Here is a 19,356-nt window from a genome sequence, read left to right on the forward strand (position 1 = left end):
TCCCGCCGCGGCAGAACCTCAACAGACGGATGGGAACACCATCCGAAACCTCAACGGAGGAAGTCCAGTGATTCCCGATCAACTCACCCAGGGGCAGTACGACACCGTCTACAACCTGCTCTCCCTGGTCATCGCCTCGCAGCTGTTCACCGCGCTGTTCCTCGTGGCCGCGCAGAACCGGGTGCTGCCGCGCTACCGCTCGGCGCTCCTCGTCTCGGCCACCGTGTGCGGCATCGCGGCCTACCACTACTTCCGCATCTTCAACTCCTTCAAGGAGGCCTTCGTCACCGACGCCATCGGCGGTCGCGGCGTCTACACGCAGGCGCCCGGTGCGTCGTTCAACGAGGGCTACCGCTACGTCGACTGGTTCCTCACGGTGCCGCTGCTGCTCGTCGAGCTCGTCGTCGTGCTGGCCCTGGCCAAGAAGCTCCAGGCCTCGCTCCTCGCGCGGCTCGTGCCCGCGTCGGCCCTGATGATCGCGCTCGGCTACCCGGGTGAGATCGCCACCAGCGACGCCGCCCGCAACGTCTGGGGCCTGCTCTCGACGATCCCCTTCCTCTACATCCTCTACGTCCTCTTCGTCGAGCTCACCCGCTCGCTCGACCGTCAGCCGGTCGCGGTGCGCAACACCGTCTCGAAGCTCCGCATCCTGCTGTTCGCGACCTGGGGCGTGTACCCGATCGCCTACCTCGTGCCGCTGCTCGGCATCGACGGCGCCAACGCGTGGGTGGGCAAGCAGGCCGGATACTCCTTCGCCGACATCCTCGCCAAGTGCCTCTACGGCCTGATCATCTACCGCATCGCCCGGCTCAAGTCCTTCGCCGACGACCCGCAGTTCGCGGCCGAGGAGGAGGGCCACGAGGACCTGCAAGGCTCTCGCGCCTGATCCTCGTCCTCCCCGCTCCGGGTCGCCCCGGACGCACCGGCACCCCGTACGTCGCCGTCCCCCCGGCCGACGTGCGGGGCGTCGTGCGTCCGGCGGCCTCCGCGGTGCCGCTGGGGAGGGGAGCGCGACACTCGCCTGTGGGGCGCCTGATATCCCTGTGACGGGAGTGACGAGCCCGTAGGTTGGACGCCATGGCGACCCGTACGTCTTCCCCGCCGGGCTCGCGGAACAGCAGCGCCTCCTCGCGAGGCGGCTCGGGCCGCACCCGGAGTACCCAGACCGCAGCCGCACCGGCGCGCTCCTCGAACGCGCGCAAGGGCACCGGCAAGCGGCCCGCCCCGGCGGGCCGGCGTCCGGCCTCCCGCGGCGGTCGCCCGGCCCCGCGCTCGGTGCGGACGGGCCCGAACCCCGTCGCCCGCCTGCTCGGCGCCGTGCTGCGCGCGGTCGCGGCCTGCTGGCTCGGCGTCGCCCACGGCCTCGGCGCGCTCGCCCGCGGCGTCGGCCGGGGCGCCCGCGATCTCGACCCCGCCCACCGTCGCGACGGCGCGGGCCTGGCCCTGTGGGCGCTGGCGGTCGCGGTCGCCGGGGCGGTCTGGTTCCAGATCGGCGGCTCGGCCCTCGCGGCCGTGCGCACGGCCGTCACCGGCAGCGTCGGCACGCTCGGCTGGCTGGTGCCGGTCGCGCTCGCCTACGTGGGCTGGCGCACGATGCGCGACCCGGAGGCCAACGGCCCGGTCGGTCGCCAGGTGATCGGCTGGTCGGCGCTGCTCTTCGGCCTGCTCGGGCTCGTGCACATCGCCAACGGCTCGCCGCAGCCGGTGCAGGGCGACTCCAGCCCGCTGCAGCGTGGCGGCGGCGCGATCGGCTACGTGGTCTCCTCGCTCCTGCTCGACCTGCTGCAGTCGGCGATCGTCGTCGTCCCGCTGCTGCTGCTGCTCGCCTTCTTCGGGGTGCTGGTCATCACCGGCACCCCGCTCTACCAGGTGCCCGTGCGGCTCGCCGCGCTGCGCGACCTCGCCGTCGGGCGTCCTTCCGACGCCGCGGAGCACGAGACCGAGCTCGAGCGGTCGGGCGACCCCGCCTACGACACCCCGGTGCTGCCCGACGTCGACGCCGCTCCCCGACGTCGCAAGCGCCGCGACCCCCTCGACGTCGCGCTCGAGCACGGCGACGAGCCCGTCGCCGACGCCCCGGCCGTCGGCCTGACGCCGGAGGCGGAGTCGGCGCTGACCCGGCGTCGCCTGCGCGCCTCCGCGACCCCCGCTGCTGCTCCTGACACGACCGAGGCCGCTCCCGAGCCGCCGGCCTTCACCGTCCACGAGCCGCGCGAGCTGACCCCGCCCGAGCACGCGCCCCTGCCGCCGCGGGTCGAGCAGCTGGCGCTCTCCGGCGACATCGTCTACAGCCTGCCGGCGGCCGAGGTGCTCAAGCCCGGCTCGGTGCACAAGGCCCGCTCGGAGGCCTCCGACGCGGTGGTCGGCCGGCTGACCCAGGTGCTCGACGAGTTCGGCATCGACGCCGCCGTCACCGGCTACACCCGCGGACCGACCGTCACCCGCTACGAGGTGGAGCTCGGCGCGGGCGTCAAGGTCGAGAAGATCACCGGCATCCAGAAGAACATCGCGTACGCGGTGGCCTCCGCCGACGTCCGCATCCTCAGCCCCATCCCGGGCAAGTCGGCGGTCGGCGTCGAGATCCCGAACGTCGACAAGGAGATCGTGTCTCTCGGCGACGTGCTGCGGTCGAACACGGCCCGCTCCGACCACCACCCGATGATCGCGGGGCTCGGCAAGGACGTCGAGGGCGGCTTCGTGGTGGCCAACCTCGCCAAGATGCCGCACCTGCTGGTCGCGGGCGCCACCGGCTCGGGCAAGTCGAGCTTCATCAACTCGATGATCACCTCGGTGCTGATGCGGGCGACCCCTGACGAGGTGCGGATGATCATGGTCGACCCCAAGCGGGTCGAGCTGAACGCCTACGAGGGCGTCCCGCACCTGATCACGCCGATCATCACCAACCCGAAGAAGGCCGCCGAGGCCCTCGCCTGGGTCGTGCGCGAGATGGACCTGCGCTACGACGACCTCGCGAACTTCGGCTTCCGCCACGTCGACGACTTCAACAAGGCGGTGCGCGCCGGCAAGGTCGAGCTGCCGCCGGGCAGCGAGCGGACGCTCGAGCCGTACCCGTACCTGCTGGTGATCGTCGACGAGCTCGCCGACCTGATGATGGTCGCCCCGCGCGACGTCGAGGACGCCGTCGTGCGGATCACCCAGCTGGCCCGCGCGGCCGGCATCCACCTGGTGCTCGCCACCCAGCGGCCCAGCGTCGACGTCGTCACCGGTCTGATCAAGGCCAACGTGCCGAGCCGTCTCGCCTTCGCGACCTCCAGCCTGGCCGACAGCCGGGTCATCCTCGACCAGCCGGGCGCCGAGAAGCTGGTCGGCCAGGGCGACGGCCTGTTCCTGCCGATGGGCGCCTCCAAGCCGATCCGCGTGCAGGGCTCGTGGGTCACCGAGGCGGAGATCGCCCAGGTGGTGAAGCACTGCAAGGGCCAGCTCGAGCCGTCGTACCGCGAGGACGTCACGGCACCGGCGAAGTCCGACCGCGTGCTCGACGACGAGATCGGCGACGACCTCGACCTCGTCATCCAGGCCACCGAGCTGATCGTCTCCACCCAGTTCGGCTCGACCTCGATGCTGCAGCGCAAGCTGCGCGTCGGGTTCGCCAAGGCCGGCCGCCTCATGGACATCCTGGAGAGCCGTGGCGTGGTCGGTCCCAGCGAGGGCTCCAAGGCCCGCGACGTCCTGGTGAAGCCGGACGAGCTCGACTCCGTCATCGCGACCCTGCAGGGGGAGATGTGACCACGCGCATGCCCGAGGCCCACGGGGCCTCCGAGACCCACGAGGCCCACCGGACCCACGAGAGCCCCGGGGGCCGCCCCGGTGGGGACGCGACGTCCGGCGCGATCGAGGTGCGCCGCCATGTCGGCGTCTCCGGTGCGATCGGCGGCGCCGCCGGCGTCGTCGGCCTGGCCTACCTGATCCGGGCGATCTCGGGCGGACCCGCCCTCGACTGGCTGGTGCTGCTCGTCCTCGCCGGCATCGCCGCGCTCCACCTGCGCTCCTGCTGGGACGCCCGCGCTCCGCTGGCGGTGGCCGACGACCTCGGCATCCGGGTGCGCACCGGCGCCGACTGGCACGGCCTGCCCTGGGAGCGGATCGCCGGCGTCGAGGTCCTGCCCCGTCGTCGGTGGCGCGACGGCTCCCTCGACGTCCTCGTCGCACCAGGCGACCCCGCGCTGCCGGACGACGGGCTGGAGCCGCTCGCGGTGCCGCTCACCCTCGCGACCCGGGTGGTCGGCGCCGTCGACCTCGTGGCCGGGCTCGATCGCCTGGCGGCCGGCCGCACCCCCGTCGTCGAGATCGCCGGCTACGAGTACGTCGACGACGCCGAGTACGCCGCCTCCCTGGGCGCCCCGGTGGTCGAGTCCGAGTCGGTGGTCGAGCCCGCTGCCCCGGTGGTCGAGCCTGTCGAGACCACCGCACCGGCGCAGGGGTCGGCGCTCGAGCCCGGCCCGGTGGTCGAGCCCGCCGCGGTGGTCGAGCCCCTCTCGGTGGCCGAGCCTGTCGAGACCCCTCACGTCGAGCCGGCGCGCGATCCGTCCCCGGCCGTCCGCGCGGAGGTGCTCAGCGCGCCGGAGCGGACGCTGCACCGACCCGGCAGCGTCGACCTCGTCCAGGACGCCGTCGTGTGGGCCGACCGCGCCCCCGCGGAGCCCGAGCCCGAGCGTCCCGAGCCGGTGATCGGCCCGCAGCTGCGTGCGGCGCGGATGCGACTCGGTCTCGGCGTCGACCAGCTGGCCGACCGCACCCGCATCCGCCCCCACGTGATCGAGTCGATCGAGGTCGACGACTTCGCGCCCTGCGGCGGCGACTTCTACGCCCGGGGCCACCTGCGCACCCTGGCCCGCGTGCTCGGCCTCGACGCCGCGCCGCTGGTCGCGCTGCACGACGACCGCTACGCCGACGCGCCGATCGACCCCCGTCGCGTCTTCGAGGCCGAGCTCGCCGGTGGCGCGATCCGCGGCACGCGGGGCGGGCCGAACTGGTCGGTCCTGACGGCCGCCGTCATGGCCGTCGTCCTCGCGTGGTCGATCGCCCGGCTCGTCACCCACGACGACCCGCCGCAGCCGGCCGGCGCGTTCTCCCCGGCCGGCAGCGTGTCCGGCGCCGGACCGACGGTACCCGTCGAGCTGACCGCGGCCGGCGGCCAGGCCCGCGTGGTCGTCCGCGACGCGCGCGACCGCGTCGTCTACCAGGGGAGCCTGGCCTTCGGGCAGACCAAGCGCCTGCGTGCGGTGAGCCAGCCGATCCGGGTGCAGACCAGCGACGGCTCGCTCCAGGTGCGCGTGGGCGAGCAGGATCTCGGGGCGATCGGCACCACGGGTCGTCCCGCCCAGGCGACGCTCCCGAGTCGCTGAGCGACGCCGCGCGACACGCGGAACGATCGATCGGTCGGGTCCGGCTGGGGATCGTGGCGGTCGCGGGGTAGTGTGCTCGCGACGGGCCTCACGGCCCGTCCCACAGACGCCCTGGGGAGGGCGAGACAGCGAAGGCCGGCGCCGCAGCGATGCGGTCGCCGGCCTTCGTGCGTCGTCGTCCGGCCTCGGTTTCGACGCGCGCCCGCCCGCGGCGGCATACTCGAGGGGATGCACCCACGCATGAGCACCGACGCGCCCAGCCGGACCGATCGTCGCGGCGAGGCCGAGACCACCCCGGAGCAGCCCCGTCTCTCGGTCGCGATGGTCACCCTCGGGTGCGCGCGCAACGAGGTCGACTCCGAGGAGCTCGCGGGCCGGCTGGCGGCGGGCGGCTTCACGCTCGTCGACGATCCCGCCGAGGCCGACAGCGTGGTCGTCAACACCTGCGGGTTCGTCGAGGCCGCCAAGAAGGACTCCATCGACTCCCTGCTGGCCGCGGCCGACCTCAAGGCCGACGGCGGACGCGCCCAGGCCGTCGTCGCGGTCGGCTGCCTGGCCGAGCGCTACGGCCACGAGCTGGCCGAGTCGCTGCCCGAGGCGGACGCCGTGCTCGGCTTCGACGCCTATCCCGACATCGCCGCCCGGCTCCAGGCGATCGTGGCCGGGGAGCGTCCGGCCGCGCACACGCCCCAGGACCGCCGGCTCCTGCTCCCCATCACGCCGGTGGAGCGCTCGCTCTCCGACGCCGCCGTGCCCGGCCACGCGTCCGGCCCCGCGTCGGTCCGCCGCCGGCTCGACTCCGGCCCGACGGCGGCGCTGAAGCTGGCCAGCGGCTGCGACCGGCGCTGCACCTTCTGCGCGATCCCGAGCTTCCGGGGCGCCTTCGTCAGCCGCCGCCCCTCCGACGTCCTGGCCGAGGGGCGCTGGCTGGCCGAGCAGGGGGCCCGCGAGCTGTTCCTCGTCAGCGAGAACTCCACCTCCTACGGCAAGGACCTCGGCGACCTGCGCCTGCTGGAGACGCTGCTGCCCGAGCTGGCCGCGATCGACGGCGTCGAGCGGGTGCGAGTGTCCTACCTTCAGCCGGCCGAGACCCGGCCCGGGCTCCTCGAGGCGATCGCGACGACGCCCGGCGTCGTCCCCTACTTCGACCTGTCGTTCCAGCACGCGAGCGCCTCGGTGCTGCGCCGCATGCGTCGCTTCGGCGACCCCGAGTCCTTCCTCGACCTCCTCGCCCGCATCCGGGCGCTCGCGCCGACCGCCGGCGTCCGCTCGAACGTCATCGTCGGCTTCCCCGGCGAGACCGAGGACGACCTGCAGACGCTCTGCGACTTCCTGGTCGAGGCCCGGATGGACGTGACGGGCGTGTTCGGCTACTCCGACGAGGACGGCACCGAGGCGGCCGGCTTCGACGGCAAGCTCGACGACGACGAGATCCGGGCCCGTGCCGAGCACGTCACCGCGCTGGTCGAGGAGCTCAACGCCCAGCGTGCCGAGGAGCGCATCGGCGAGACCGTCCGCGTGCTCGTCGAGGAGCGCGACGGCGAGGACCTCGTCGGCCGCGGCGAGCACCAGGGACCCGAGGTCGACGGCACGGTGCGGCTCGTGGGGGCGTCGGGCTCGCTCGGGATCGGCGCGATCGTCGAGGCGCTCGTGGTGGCCTCGGAGGGCGTCGACCTCGTCGCGGAGCCGCGCGGATGACCTCCCAGCCCCAGCCCCAGCAGCAGGCCCCGACGCTCAACATCGCCAACGTCCTGACGACGCTGCGCATCCTGCTCGTGCCGTTCTTCGGCTACGCCCTGCTGCACGACGGCGGCGAGTCCGCGCCGTGGCGGGTCGCCGCGTACGTGGTCTTCGCCGTCGCGATGATCACCGACAAGATCGACGGCGACCTCGCGCGCAGCCGCGGGCTGGTCACCGACTTCGGCAAGATCGCCGACCCGATCGCCGACAAGGCGGTCACCGGCATGGCGCTGATCGGCCTCTCGGTGCTCGGCGACGTGTGGTGGTGGGTGACGATCGTGATCCTCGCCCGCGAGCTCAGCGTCACGGTGCTGCGGCTCTCGATCGCCCGGCGGGTCGTGCTCGCCGCCAAGGACCTCGGCAAGCTGAAGACCACCGTGCAGGGGCTGGCGCTGGGCGGTCTCTGCCTGCCCGGCCGCGACCCCGACCTCCCGGCCTGGCTCGACGTGCCCGGCCAAGTCCTGTTCTACGCCTCGCAGACGCTGCTCGCGGTGGCGCTGGCGCTCACCCTGTTCTCCGGGGCCGAGTTCTACCGCGACGTGTGGCGCCAGCGCGCGCTCCTGCGGTCGCGCTGACCCCGGCCGGCCCCCTCTCGGGGGCCCTCACGCCTCGGCGAGCGAGAACGCGGCGCGCACCAGCGCCAGGTGGCTGAACGCCTGGGGGAAGTTGCCGACGGCGCGCCCCGTCGTCGGATCGTGCTCCTCGGCGAGCAGCCCGACGTCGTTGGCGAGGTCGACGAGTCGGTCCAGCAGCGCGTGGGCGTCGTCGAGCCGCCCCGCGCCCGCGTACGCGGTGACCAGCCAGAAGGAGCAGGCCAGGAACGGGTGCTCCTCGCCGTCGAGCCCGTCGACGCCGGAGTCGGTGCGGTAGCGCAGCACCAGGCCCTCGTGTAGCAGCTCGCGCTCGACCGCCTCAATGGTGCCGAGCATCCGCGGATCGTCCGGCGCGATCAGGCCGTGCCACGGGAGCATGAGCACCGAGGCGTCCAGGTCGCGGCCGTCGTAGTGCTGCACGAAGCAGTTGCGCTCGGCGTCGTAGCCGCGGGTGAGCACCTCCTCGCGCACCTCGTCGCGGATGCGCCGCCACTCCTCCAGCGGACCGTCGAGGCCGTGGGTCTCGATCGCGCGCACCGCGCGGTCGAAGGCGACCCACACCATCGCCCGGGAGTGGGTGAAGTGCCGCGGCTCGCCGCGGATCTCCCAGATGCCGCGGTCCGGCTCGCGCCAGTGCTTGGCCAGGTCGTCGACCAGCGCCCGCTGCAGCGCCCAGGCGTTGCCGTCCGGATCGTCGCCGCGCTCGCGCAGCTGGGCCATCGCCTCCATCACCTCGCCGAGCACGTCGTGCTGGCGCTGGGTGACCGCGCCGTTGCCGATCCGCACCGGCCGCGACCCCTCGTACCCGGGCAGGTGCTCCAGCTCGTGCTCGGTCAGCCTGCGGGCGCCGTCGACCGCGTAGAGCACCTGCAGGTCCTCGGGATCGCCGGCCACCGCCCGCAGCAGCCAGTCGCGCCACAGCCGCGCCTCGTCCTGGTACCCGGCCTCCAGCAGCGCGCCGATGGTCAGCGCGGCGTCCCGCAGCCAGCAGAAGCGGTAGTCCCAGTTGCGAGAGCCGCCGAACGCCTCGGGCAGGGAGGTCGTCGGCGCCGCGACGATGCCGCCGGTCTCCTCGTGCGTCATCAGGCGCAGGGTCAGCAGCGAGCGCCGCACGGCGTCGGCGTGCGGCACCCGGGAGCAGCCGTCGCGCAGCCACGCCTCGTCCTCGGCGCGGGTGCGGTCGACGACGTCCTCCAGCGGGCCGAGGTCGGTCAGCGGCTCGTGCGAGGGCATCCAGACGCAGGCGAAGAGCAGGGAGTCGCCCTCCGCGACGTCGAAGCGGTCGGTGTGGGTGTGGTCGGTGGCGTGCGGCAGGCGGGGGCCGCGGAGCACGAGCCGGTCGGGCCCGCCGATCGCGGTGATGACGTGCTCGTCCGGCCGGCCGTCGCCTCCGGGCAGCACCTCGCGGCGCACCCACGGGCGCACGGAGCCGTAGTCGAGGCGGACCCGCCACTCGTGCCGCATCTCGACCCGACCCGTGACGCCCTCGAGCCTGCGGATGACGTCCGCCCGCCGATCGCCGCGCGGCATCAGGTCGGTGAGGCGGACGGTGCCGCTCGCGGTGGTGAACGTGGTCTCCAGGACCCCCGAGTCGCCGACGTAGCGCCGCGACGTCTCGTAGGCCTCCGCCGGCTCCAGCTGCCAGTGACCGTGGTCGTCGGTGCCGAGGAGGCCGGCGAAGCAGGCGGGGGAGTCGAAGCGCGGGAGGCACAGCCAGTCGATCGAGCCGTTGCGTCCCACCAGGGCGGCGGTGCGCCGGTCGCCGATGAGCGCGTAGTCCTCGATCCGCAGGGGCATGGCCGCGAGCGTACGGCCGGGGATCCTCCGTTCGGGTCTCCTTTGGTGGCGAGCCCGGGTGGCGAGCGCGGTCCTCCCGGTCCGGCTCCGGGCCGATCGCGGCGGCCGGCGACGTCCGGTGGCGCCGGGTCCCGCGGGAAGAACCAGCCCTCCGGTAGCGTTGCGCCCACGACGCGAGGAGGTCTCCATGGTGCTGTTTCGTCGAATGCTCGGCGACGTGCTCCGCGATGAGCGGATGCAGCGTGGCATGACCCTGCGCGAGGTCTCCGCCGAGGCCCGCGTGAGCCTCGGCTACATCTCCGAGATCGAGCGCGGTCAGAAGGAGGCGTCCTCCGAGCTGCTGGCCTCGCTGTGCTCCGCGCTGGGCGTGCCGCTCTCGTCGGTCCTCCGCTCGGTCTCCGACGCCGTAGCCACCGAGGAGCGTGCCGTCGCCGAGGCGCTCGGCGCCACGCCGATGCCGGTGCCGCGGGTCGAGCCCGTCGCCTCCGCCGCCTGATCGGCACCGGCCGACCGCGCGCGCGGATGGCCAGCCGCGCGGCTCAGGTCTGGCAGGTCGGACAGAAGTAGACGGTCCGCTCCTGACCCGCGGGGCCCTGCTGCTCGACCCGGATGCGTCCACCGCAGCGACGACACGGAGCCGTGTCGCGCCGGTAGACCCAGTGCCGCTCCCGGTCGCGCAGATCGCCGGTGGTGGTCTGGATCGCGCGCTCCTTGTTGAGGTCGAGCATCTGGCGTCCGCGGCGCACCATCCGCGGCAGCCGGTCGGCGATCTCGCCGACGGGGCGCATCGGGTGGACGCCGGAGACGAAGAGCAGCTCGGCGACGTACATGTTGCCCAGGCCGGCCAGGTTCCGCTGGTCGCGCAGGGCCTCGCCGATCGGACGCTCCGGGTCGGCGGTGAGTCGACGCAGGGCCTCCGCCTCGTCGAAGTCGCCGAGCAGGTCGGGGCCGAGATGGCCGATGGCACCCCCTTCGGCCGAGCGCGGGACGAGCTCGACCACCCCCAGCGAGAAGCCGACGGCGAGCACGCGATCGGCGCCGAGCACCACCCGGGCCTGGTGCTCGGGCCGCGACCAGGGCTGCCCGGGCCGGAAGAGGCGCCAGGAGCCCTCCATCCGCAGGTGGGTGTGGAGCGTCCAGGCGCCGAGGTCGTCGTGGTCGATGCGGGTGAGCAGGTGCTTGCCGTAGGACGCCGTGCCGCGGACGAGGCCGCCGACGAGGTCGACGGTGGCCAGGGACGGCACCCGCAGGTCGGTGCGGGTGAGCGTGCGGCCGGCGAGCCCGCGGTCGAGCAGCCGGGCCGCCCGGTAGACGGTGTCGCCCTCAGGCATGCTCGAGGTCCTGACCGGCGCCGCGGCCGTCGCGGCCCTCCCGGGCATCGAGACGCAGACCCCGTGGCGTGGCCACGAAGCCGGCGTTCTCGAGCGCGCCGCGCAGGGGGGAGGCGCCCTGCCCGAGGAGCGGTCGGCCGTCGGCCTTCTCGACGGTGAGTCGGCCCAGCGCCCCGCGGGCGCCGACGGCGGCGAGGCCCGCGGCGGCGGGCTCGAGCAGGGCGGGGTCCTCGCTCCAGCTGAGCAGCGTGCGGCCGCCGCGCTCGACGTACAGCACCAGGCGTCCGTCGACGAGCACCACCATCGCCCCGGCCTTGCGACCCGGACGATGGCCGTCGCCCTCGGTCGGCCGCTCGGGCCAGGCGAGCGCCGCGCCGTACGGGTTCGCCGGGTCCGTGGCGGCCAGCGCGATCGTCTCGGGCGGCGTGCCGCCCGGAGCGCCGGGCTGGCCGGCCCCGTCGAGCGCGCTCTCGGAGAAGGTGCGCAGCCGGTCGATCGCCCCGGCCGAGCCGAACTGCGCGGCGCCGAGGCCGGCGACGAAGTAGCCGCGTCGGCATCGCCCCGACTCCTCGAAGGCCGCCAGCACCTTGTAGACGCCCGCGAACCCGCCGTCGATCCGCTCGCCCACCACCGCTCCGCGGGTGACGACGCCGTGCCGCTCCAGCAGTCGCTCGGCCGTGGCGTGGGCGCGCCGGGTGGGATCGGCGTCGACCTCGGGCAGGAGCGACCACCGGCCGGCGGTCTCCGGCGGGCCGGTGCGCACGGTGCGTGCTCCGCGCAGGCCGCGCGGGCCGCTGCCGGTGGTGGTGCTGGCCAGACGCGGCCGGGGCGGAGGACGCCGGCTGCGGTGCGCGGGGGTGCCGCCGCGCACCAGCGCCCGCAGCGGCACGAGCGTGTCGTTGCCGACCAGCCCGGCCCAGACGAGCTCCCACAGGGCTGCGGACAGGTCGGCGTCGGTGGCGCGGTGGCCGGCGGCGGCGACCTGGTCGGCGAGCTGGCGGAAGAACCACGCGCCCCCGCCGCCCAGGGCGTCCAGCAGCGCGCGGGCGAGCTCGGAGACGGGCGCGACGTCGGGCACGGGGAGGGTCAGCGGGGCGTGGTCGGCCAGGTGCAGCGAGACCCAGCCGTCGGCGCCTGCGAGGGTGCCCTCGCCGGCCCAGAGGACCTCGCCGGTGGCGGTGAGCTCGTCGAGGAAGGACGGCTCGTAGTCGCGCACCCGGGAGGCGAGCACCAGGGACTCCAGCGCGCTCGCCGGCACCGCGCAGCCCGCGAGCTGGTCGACCGCCGCGAGCACGCCGTCGACGCCCCACCAGCCGCGGCGCCTGCCGGAGGCGCCGCGCCCGCGCGTGGGGGCGGGCGCGATCTGCTGCCAGGCCGGCAGGAACCGGGCCAGGGCCTCGGGATCGACCGGCTCGACCTCCTGCCGCAGCCGGGCCAGCGAGCGGCGACGCAGCCGGCGCAGCACCTCGGCGTCGCACCACTCGCTGCCGCTTCCGGCGGGACGGAACTCGCCCTCGAGCACGCGCCCGGACGCGGCCAGCCGCTGCAGCGTCATCCGGACGACCGCGGCCCCCAGGCCGAGCCGCGCCGCGACGTCGTCGACGGCGAACGGCCCGTGCGTGCGGGCGAACCGCCCGACGAGGTCGCCGAGCGGGTCCTCGACCGGGTCGGCGAACGCCTCCGGGGTGCCCGGCGGCACGGGCACGCCGAGGCCGTCCCGCAGGCGCGCGACGTCCTCGACGGCGGCCCAGCGCTCCTCGCCGGCGACCCGCACCTCGACCGCGCGCCGGGCCGCGGCGAGCTCGGCGAGCCAGCCGGCGACGTCGGCTCCGGGCACGCACCGCGCCTCGACCTCGGCGCTCGCGAGCGGGCCGAGCAGCCGCAGGAGGTCGGCGACCCCCTCGGCGTCGCGCGCGCGGCGATCGTCCGCGGTGCGCTGGAGCTCGGCCTCGAGCTCGGCCAGCACGTCGGGATCGAGGAGCTCGCGCAGCTCGGCCCGGCCGAGGAGCTCGGCGAGCAGCCCCTGGTCGAGGGAGAGGGCGGCCGCGCGTCGCTCGGCCAGCGGGGAGTCGCCCTCGTAGACGAACTGCGCCACGTACCCGAAGAGCAGCGTGCGGGCGAACGGCGACGGCGACGGCGTCGCGACGTCGGCCACCTGCACCTCGCGGCGCTCGATGCGGCGCATCAGCCCGACGAGGGAGGGGAGGTCGTAGACGTCCTGCAGGCACTCGCGGACGGCCTCGAGCACGATCGGGAAGGACGGGTAGCGCGAGGCCACCTCCAGCAGCGCCGCGGCCCGCTGCCGCTGCTGCCAGAGCGGGGAGCGACGGCCCGGGTCGCGGCGGGGCAGGAGCAGGGCGCGTGCGGCGCACTCGCGGAAGCGCGCGGCGAAGAGGGCCGACCCGCCGACCTCCTGGGTGACCAGCTGGTCGATCTCGTCGGGCTCGAAGACCAGCAGCTCGGCGGTGGGCGGCTCGGCGTCGGAGTCGGGGATGCGGATGACGATGCCGTCGTCGGAGGCCATCGCCTGACCGTCGACGCCGAGCCGCTCGCGCAGCCGGGCGTTGATCGCCAGCGCCCACGGGGCGTGCACCGGCGTGCCGTAGGGGGAGTGCAGCACCAGGCGCCAGTCGCCCAGCTCGTCGCGGAAGCGCTCCAGCAGGATGGTGGTGTCGCCGGGCAGCACTCGGGTGGCCTCGACCTGCTCGTGCAGGTAGCCGACGAGGTTGGTGGCGGCGTTCGCGTCGAGGCCCTGAGCCCGGGCGCGGGCCTCCGCCTGGGCGCGCGGCAGCGCCGCGAGCTCGCGGCTGAACGCGCCGATCGCCTCGCCGAGCTCGGCCGGGCGGCCCGGCGCGTCGCCCTTCCAGAACGGCAGGCGCCCCGGCACGCCGGGCGCGGGCGTCACGAGGACGCGGTCGTGGGTGATGTCCTGGATGCGCCAGCTGGTGGCGCCGAGCGCGAAGACGTCGCCCACCCGCGACTCGTAGACCATCTCCTCGTCGAGCTCGCCGACGCGCTTGCCCGGCCCCTCGGCCCCGGCCAGGAACACGCCGAACAGGCCGCGGTCGGGGATGGTGCCGCCGCTGGTGACCGCGAGGCGCTGCGCCCCGGGACGACCGGTGAGCGTGCCGGCCACGCGGTCCCAGACGATCCGCGGGCGCAGCTCGGCGAACTCGTCGGACGGGTACCGCCCGGCCAGCAGGTCGAGCGTGGCCTCGTACGCGGCGCGGGGCAGGGAGACGAACGGCGCGCTGCGCCGCATCAGTCCGTAGAGGTCGTCGACGTCCCACGCCTCGAGCGCGCAGGTGGCCACCACCTGCTGGGCGAGCACGTCGAGCGGGTTCGTCGGCACGCGCAGCGACTCGATCGCCCCCGAGCGCATCCGCTGGACCGCGACGGCCGTCTGGGCGAGGTCGCCCCGGTGCTTGGGGAACAGGACGCCACGCGACACCTCGCCGACCTGGTGGCCGGCGCGTCCGACCCGCTGCAGCGCGCTCGCCACGCTCGGCGGCGACTCGATCTGGACGACGAGGTCGACCGCGCCCATGTCGATGCCCAGCTCGAGGCTGCTCGTCGCGACGACGGCGGGCAGACGTCCGCGCTTGAGGTCGTCCTCGATCAGCGCGCGCTGCTCCTTCGAGACCGAGCCGTGGTGGGCCTTCGCGATCACCACCTCGCCGTCCGGTGGCGGCTCGTCGCCGCGCGGGGAGTCGGTGTGCCCGCTCTGCGCCATCTTGCTCGCGGGCGGCGCGCCCACCGGCACCGCGCCGGCCCGACGGGTGGCGATCTCGTTCAGCCGCGCGGTGAGCCGCTCGGAGAGCCGGCGCGAGTTGGCGAAGACCAGGGTCGAGCGGTGCTGCTCGATCAGGTCGACGACCCGCTCCTCCACGTGCGGCCACAGCGACGTCGCCTGCGCGGGCTCCTCGCTCGGCGCGGTGTCGAAGGGGTCGTCGAACGGGTCGTCGGGCAGGTCGTCGGGCAGGCCGTCGGGCAGGCCCTCGGCCGGGTCGACGCGGCGCGGCTCGCCGGAGGGCCGCGGGTGCGCGGGCGGCGGTGGGGGAGCGGTCATGTCCTCCACCGGGACGACGACCTGCAGGTCCCACTCCTTCGACGCCGGCGGCGCCACGACGTCGACCGGCGCGGTGCCCCCGAGGTAGCGCGCGACCTCCTCGAGCGGACGCACCGTCGCCGAGAGGCCGATGCGCTGCGCGGGCCGTTCCAGCATCGCGTCGAGCCGCTCCAGCGTGACCGCCAGGTGCGCGCCGCGCTTGGTGCCCGCGACGGCGTGCACCTCGTCGACGATGACCGTCTCGACGCCCTGCAGCGACTCCCGCGCCTGCGAGGTGAGCATGAGGAACAGCGACTCGGGGGTGGTGATGAGGATGTCGGGCGGTCGCGTGCTGAGCCGGCGCCGGTCGGCCGCGGCGGTGTCGCCCGAGCGGACGCCGACCTCGACGTCGTTGACGGGCACGCCGAGCCGCTCGGCGGTGTGGCGGATGCCGGCCAGCGGGGCCCGCAGGTTGCGCTCGACGTCGACGGCGAGCGCCTTGAGCGGCGAGACGTAGAGGACGCGGCAGCGCTGGCTGCGCTGGTCGGGACGCGGGCGGGTGAGCAGCCGGTCGAGGGACCAGAGGAACGCGCTGAGCGTCTTGCCCGAGCCGGTCGGCGCGACCACCAGCGCGTGGCGGCCGGCCCCGATGGCCTCCCACGCGCCCTGCTGGGCGGGCGTGGGCGCGGCGAACGCCGCGGCGAACCACGTGCTCGTGGCGTCGCTGAAGCGCTCGAGGGCCGGATGCGTCACCCGCCCATCCTGACAAACGGCGCCGACAGTCCCGGTCGCCCATCCGGCGGGCTCGACCGCCCGCCGCGCGCGGACCTGGGAGGATGCGGCCCGTGATCACGCCGGACGTCAAGGACTGGACCTGGGTGCTCGAGCGCCCGTGCGCCGCGTGCGGCTACGACGCCGCCTCGGTCGCGCCGCACCAGATCGCTCCGCTCGTGCGCGCGAACCGTGACGCCTGGCTGCGGGTGCTGGCTCGCCCCGAGGACGCCGTGCGTCGACGGCCGCGCCCGGACGTGTGGTCGCCGCTGGAGTACGCCTGTCACGTGCGCGACGTCCACGAGGTCTTCGCCGGGCGCGTGCGGCGGATGCTGGCCGAGGACGCGCCGGCCTTCGCCAACTGGGACCAGGACGCCACGGCCGTCGAGCGCGAGTACGCGGCCGACGACCCCGCCCGGGTGGCCACCGCGCTCGCCGCCGGCGCCGAGCGGCTCGCCGCGCTCTACGACGGCATGGACGACGAGGACCGCGCGCGCCCGGGGCTGCGCAGCGACGGCAGCGCCTTCACCCTCGCCAGCCTCGGCCTCTACCTGCTGCACGACCTCGAGCACCACCTGGTCGACGTGGGGGAGCCCCGCGCCGGCGCGAGGGCCGAGGGCGCCCCGGCATGATGGCCCGGTGAGGCACACCGAGTTCTGGGCCCGGCTCGAGCACGCCGTCGGCGCCGGGTACGCCCCGACGTGGGCGTCCATGCACGTCATGGCGTCCCTGGGCGGCCGCACCGCCCAGCAGGCCCTCGATGCCGGCGTGGCGCCCAAGGAGGTCTGGGCGGCCGTGTGGGAGGCCCTCGACCTCCCCGCGAGCGAGCGCTGAGCCCCTGGCAGGCTGGGCCCATGAGCGCCCCCTCGTCCGCCCGCGCCGACGTCGCCGTCATCGGCGGCACCGGCTTCTACTCCTTCCTCGACGGCGGTGCCGAGGAGGTGCAGGTCGACACGCCCTACGGCCCGACGTCGGCGCCGATCTCGCTGGGCGAGGTCGCCGGACGCCGGGTGGCGTTCCTGCCCCGCCACGGCCGCCACCACGACTTCCCGCCGCACGCGGTGCCCTACCGCGCGAACCTGTGGGCGCTGGCGTCCCTCGGCGTGCGCCAGGTGCTCGCGCCGTGCGCGGTCGGCGGCCTGCGTCCCGAGGTGGCGCCGGGCGACGTCGTCGTGCCCGACCAGCTGGTCGACCGCACGCACCGACGCGTGTCGAGCTATGTCGAGAGCGGCGCGATCCACCTGCCCTTCGCCGATCCCTACTGCCCCGGCGTGCGCCGCGCGGTGCTCGACGCCGACCCGGGCCTGCGCGACGGCGGCACGATGGTGGTCATCGAGGGCCCGCGCTTCTCCACCCGGGCCGAGTCGCAGGCCTACGCCGCCAGCGGCTGGACGCTGATCAACATGACCGGCCACCCCGAGGCGCCGCTGGCCCGCGAGCTCGGGCTCTGCTACGCCGCGATCGCGCTGGTCACCGACATGGACGCCGGGGCCGAGACCGGCGAGGGCGTCGACCAGGAGGCCGTGTTCGCCCTCTTCCGCGCCAACCTGGAGCGCCTCACCGGGCTGCTCGCCTCGGCCGTGGCGGGCCTGCCGGACCCGAGCGGCTGCTCGTGCTCGACCTGGGCCGAGGGCCTCGACCTGCCGTACCTGCCGCCGGCCTGAGATCCCCGGCGCGTCGCGCTCGGCGTCGAACAGGTGTTCACCTACAGTGGTGGTCCACAGGCGACGTGCCGACGCCGTCCTCCCCAGATCGCGATCCGGGGCTCCGAGACTGTCGGCGGTCTGACCTAGCGTCCACGACGACGAGAACAGACCCCGTCGGGCGGCTCCGCCCGAGAGATCCACCGAGGAGACACCATGGCAGGCGCAGACCGCGAGAAGGCCCTCGAGGCGGCCCTCGCAGGCATCGAGAAGCAGTTCGGCAAGGGCTCGGTCATGCGACTGGGCGAGGAGACCCGGGCGCCGCTCGAGGTCATCCCCACCGGCGCGATCGCGCTCGACATCGCGCTCGGCATCGGCGGTCTCCCGCGGGGCCGCGTCGTCGAGATCTACGGCCCGGAGTCCTCCGGAAAGACCACCGTGGCCCTGCACGCGGTCGCGAACGCCCAGCGCAACGGCGGCCTCGTCGCGTTCATCGACGCCGAGCACGCCCTCGACCCCGAGTACGCGAAGTCCCTCGGCGTCGACACCGACGCCCTGCTGGTCTCCCAGCCCGACTCCGGCGAGCAGGCGCTCGAGATCGCCGACATGCTCGTGCGCTCCGGTGCGCTCTCCCTCATCGTCATCGACTCGGTGGCCGCGCTCGTCCCGCGCGCCGAGATCGAGGGCGAGATGGGCGACAGCCACGTCGGCCTCCAGGCCCGCCTGATGAGCCAGGCGCTGCGCAAGATGACCGGCGCCCTGAACAACTCCGGCACCACCGCCATCTTCATCAACCAGCTGCGCGAGAAGATCGGCGTCATGTTCGGCTCGCCCGAGACCACCACCGGTGGTCGGGCGCTGAAGTTCTACTCCTCGGTCCGGCTCGACGTGCGGCGCATCGAGACGCTCAAGGACGGCCAGGAGATGGTCGGCAACCGCACCCGGGTCAAGGTCGTGAAGAACAAGGTCGCCCCGCCGTTCAAGCAGGCCGAGTTCGACATCATGTACGGCAAGGGCATCAGCCGCGAGGGCGGTCTGATCGACGTCGGCGTCGAGGCGGGCCTCGTCCGCAAGGCCGGCGCCTGGTACACCTACGAGGGCGACCAGCTCGGCCAGGGCAAGGAGAACGCCCGCGGCTTCCTGCGCGACAACCCCGACCTCGCCAACGAGCTCGAGAAGAAGATCCTCGAGAAGCTCGGCATCGGCGCCACCGTCGACAACGACGAGTTCGCGGGTCTGCCGGACGAGCCGATCGGGGTCGGCGACTTCTGAGTCGCCCGGCGATGACGAACGGCAGCCGCGACGCCTGGCGCGACGAGCGTCCCGCGCCCGCGTGGCTGGGCGACGTGGCTGCCGGCGTCGAGGCCTGGACCCAGGGCGCGGCCCCGTCGACCGGCGAACCGGATCGCGAGCGGTCCAGCGGCAAGCGCAGCCGCTCCGGGGGCTCGTCCAGCGCGCGTGGAGGCCGGCGGGCCTCGCCCCCGCCGGACGATCCGGCTCGGCTCGGTCCGGAGGCCGATCCCGAGTCGGTGGCGCGCACCATCCTGCTCGACCAGCTCACGGGTCGGGCTCGGAGTCGTCGCGAGCTGGCCGACAAGCTCGCGTCCCGCGAGGTGCCCGACGACGTGGCCGCCCGTCTGCTCGACCGGTTCGAGGAGGTGGGGCTGGTCGACGACGCCGCGTTCACCCGGCTCTGGGTCTCGGCGCGAGGCGCCGGCACGAGCCGGGGCCTGGCCCGGCGTGCGCTCGCCTCCGAGTTGCGGCGCAAGGGTGTGGCCGACGAGGTGGTCCGCGACGCCCTCGAGGAGGTCGAGGACGATGACGAGCACGCCACGGCGACGGCCCTCGTCGAGCGGCGGCTCCGCTCGCTCCAGCGGGTCGACGACGCCACCGCGGCGCGACGGCTCGTCGGCATGCTCGCCCGCAAGGGCTATCCCGCCGGTCTCTGCCACCGGGTGGTGCGCGAGGTGCTCGCCGAGGCCCGCCGCGACGTCCCCGACGATCTCTGACGATCTCTGACCGAGGGCAGCCGGACCCGGCTCGACGGCGTCGCGGCTGGACCGCCAG

The 19,356-nt window shown here is 74.8% G+C and carries 14 protein-coding genes; 11 read left to right on the top strand and 3 right to left on the bottom strand.

Going from position 1 to position 19,356, the window contains the following annotated elements:
- Positions 1–67 precede the first annotated feature (67 nt).
- The 5 genes from K8Z61_RS04585 to pgsA all read left to right on the top strand — a co-directional run bounded on the left by K8Z61_RS04585 (position 68) and on the right by pgsA (position 7,681).
- Positions 68–886: a bacteriorhodopsin-like gene (locus tag K8Z61_RS04585; protein WP_224126960.1), complete on the top strand. Its 819-nt coding sequence runs from the start codon at positions 68–70 to the stop codon at positions 884–886.
- 191 nt (positions 887–1,077) lie between these two features.
- Positions 1,078–3,747, top strand: a complete 2,670-nt coding sequence (locus K8Z61_RS04590) for a DNA translocase FtsK (RefSeq protein ID WP_224126961.1) — start codon at positions 1,078–1,080, stop codon at positions 3,745–3,747.
- Positions 3,744–5,366, top strand: coding sequence for a RodZ family helix-turn-helix domain-containing protein (locus K8Z61_RS04595; RefSeq protein WP_224126963.1), 1,623 nt, complete (start codon positions 3,744–3,746; stop codon positions 5,364–5,366). Before K8Z61_RS04590 ends, K8Z61_RS04595 begins: the two co-directional genes overlap by 4 nt.
- 321 nt (positions 5,367–5,687) lie before the next feature.
- Entirely contained in the window at positions 5,688–7,064 is a 1,377-nt protein-coding gene (gene rimO / locus K8Z61_RS04600) for a 30S ribosomal protein S12 methylthiotransferase RimO (RefSeq protein WP_224127609.1), read from the top strand.
- Positions 7,061–7,681, top strand: a complete 621-nt coding sequence (gene pgsA, locus K8Z61_RS04605; protein ID WP_224126965.1) for a CDP-diacylglycerol--glycerol-3-phosphate 3-phosphatidyltransferase — start codon at positions 7,061–7,063, stop codon at positions 7,679–7,681. The genes rimO and pgsA overlap by 4 nt, the downstream gene beginning before the upstream one ends.
- 27 nt (positions 7,682–7,708) lie before the next feature.
- On the opposite strand, the gene K8Z61_RS04610 is transcribed toward pgsA, so the two are convergent.
- Positions 7,709–9,496, bottom strand: coding sequence for a glycoside hydrolase family 15 protein (locus K8Z61_RS04610; protein ID WP_224126967.1), 1,788 nt, complete (start codon positions 9,494–9,496; stop codon positions 7,709–7,711).
- A gap of 187 nt (positions 9,497–9,683) precedes the next feature.
- On the opposite strand from K8Z61_RS04610, the gene K8Z61_RS04615 reads away from it, so the two are divergent.
- Positions 9,684–9,992 (top strand): helix-turn-helix domain-containing protein, encoded by a 309-nt coding sequence (locus tag K8Z61_RS04615; RefSeq protein WP_224126969.1) that lies wholly within the window; start codon positions 9,684–9,686, stop codon positions 9,990–9,992.
- Positions 9,993–10,035: 43 nt separating this feature from the next.
- On the opposite strand, the gene K8Z61_RS04620 is transcribed toward K8Z61_RS04615, so the two are convergent.
- Positions 10,036–10,827, bottom strand: coding sequence for a DNA-formamidopyrimidine glycosylase family protein (locus K8Z61_RS04620; RefSeq protein WP_224126971.1), 792 nt, complete (start codon positions 10,825–10,827; stop codon positions 10,036–10,038).
- Positions 10,820–15,628, bottom strand: a complete 4,809-nt coding sequence (locus K8Z61_RS04625; RefSeq protein ID WP_224126973.1) for a DEAD/DEAH box helicase — start codon at positions 15,626–15,628, stop codon at positions 10,820–10,822. The genes K8Z61_RS04620 and K8Z61_RS04625 overlap by 8 nt, the downstream gene beginning before the upstream one ends.
- A gap of 92 nt (positions 15,629–15,720) precedes the next feature.
- On the opposite strand from K8Z61_RS04625, the gene K8Z61_RS04630 reads away from it, so the two are divergent.
- From K8Z61_RS04630 to K8Z61_RS04650, 5 genes are all read left to right on the top strand, one after another.
- Entirely contained in the window at positions 15,721–16,278 is a 558-nt protein-coding gene (locus K8Z61_RS04630) for a DinB family protein (protein ID WP_374227900.1), read from the top strand.
- Between the two features lie 7 nt (positions 16,279–16,285).
- Complete coding sequence (locus K8Z61_RS04635) at positions 16,286–16,480, top strand: DUF3046 domain-containing protein (protein WP_224126976.1); 195 nt, start codon at positions 16,286–16,288, stop codon at positions 16,478–16,480.
- A gap of 20 nt (positions 16,481–16,500) precedes the next feature.
- On the top strand, positions 16,501–17,310 hold the full coding sequence (locus tag K8Z61_RS04640) for an S-methyl-5'-thioadenosine phosphorylase (protein ID WP_224126977.1): 810 nt from the start codon (positions 16,501–16,503) through the stop codon (positions 17,308–17,310).
- Between the two features lie 195 nt (positions 17,311–17,505).
- Complete coding sequence (recA, locus tag K8Z61_RS04645) at positions 17,506–18,561, top strand: recombinase RecA (protein ID WP_224126979.1); 1,056 nt, start codon at positions 17,506–17,508, stop codon at positions 18,559–18,561.
- Positions 18,562–18,572: 11 nt separating this feature from the next.
- The gene (locus K8Z61_RS04650) at positions 18,573–19,298 is read left to right on the top strand and encodes a regulatory protein RecX (RefSeq protein ID WP_224126981.1); all 726 of its coding nucleotides are present in this window, start codon (positions 18,573–18,575) and stop codon (positions 19,296–19,298) included.
- Positions 19,299–19,356 lie beyond the last annotated feature (58 nt).

It is taken from the genome of Nocardioides sp. TRM66260-LWL, assembly GCF_020075545.1.
Lineage (GTDB): Bacteria > Actinomycetota > Actinomycetes > Propionibacteriales > Nocardioidaceae > Nocardioides.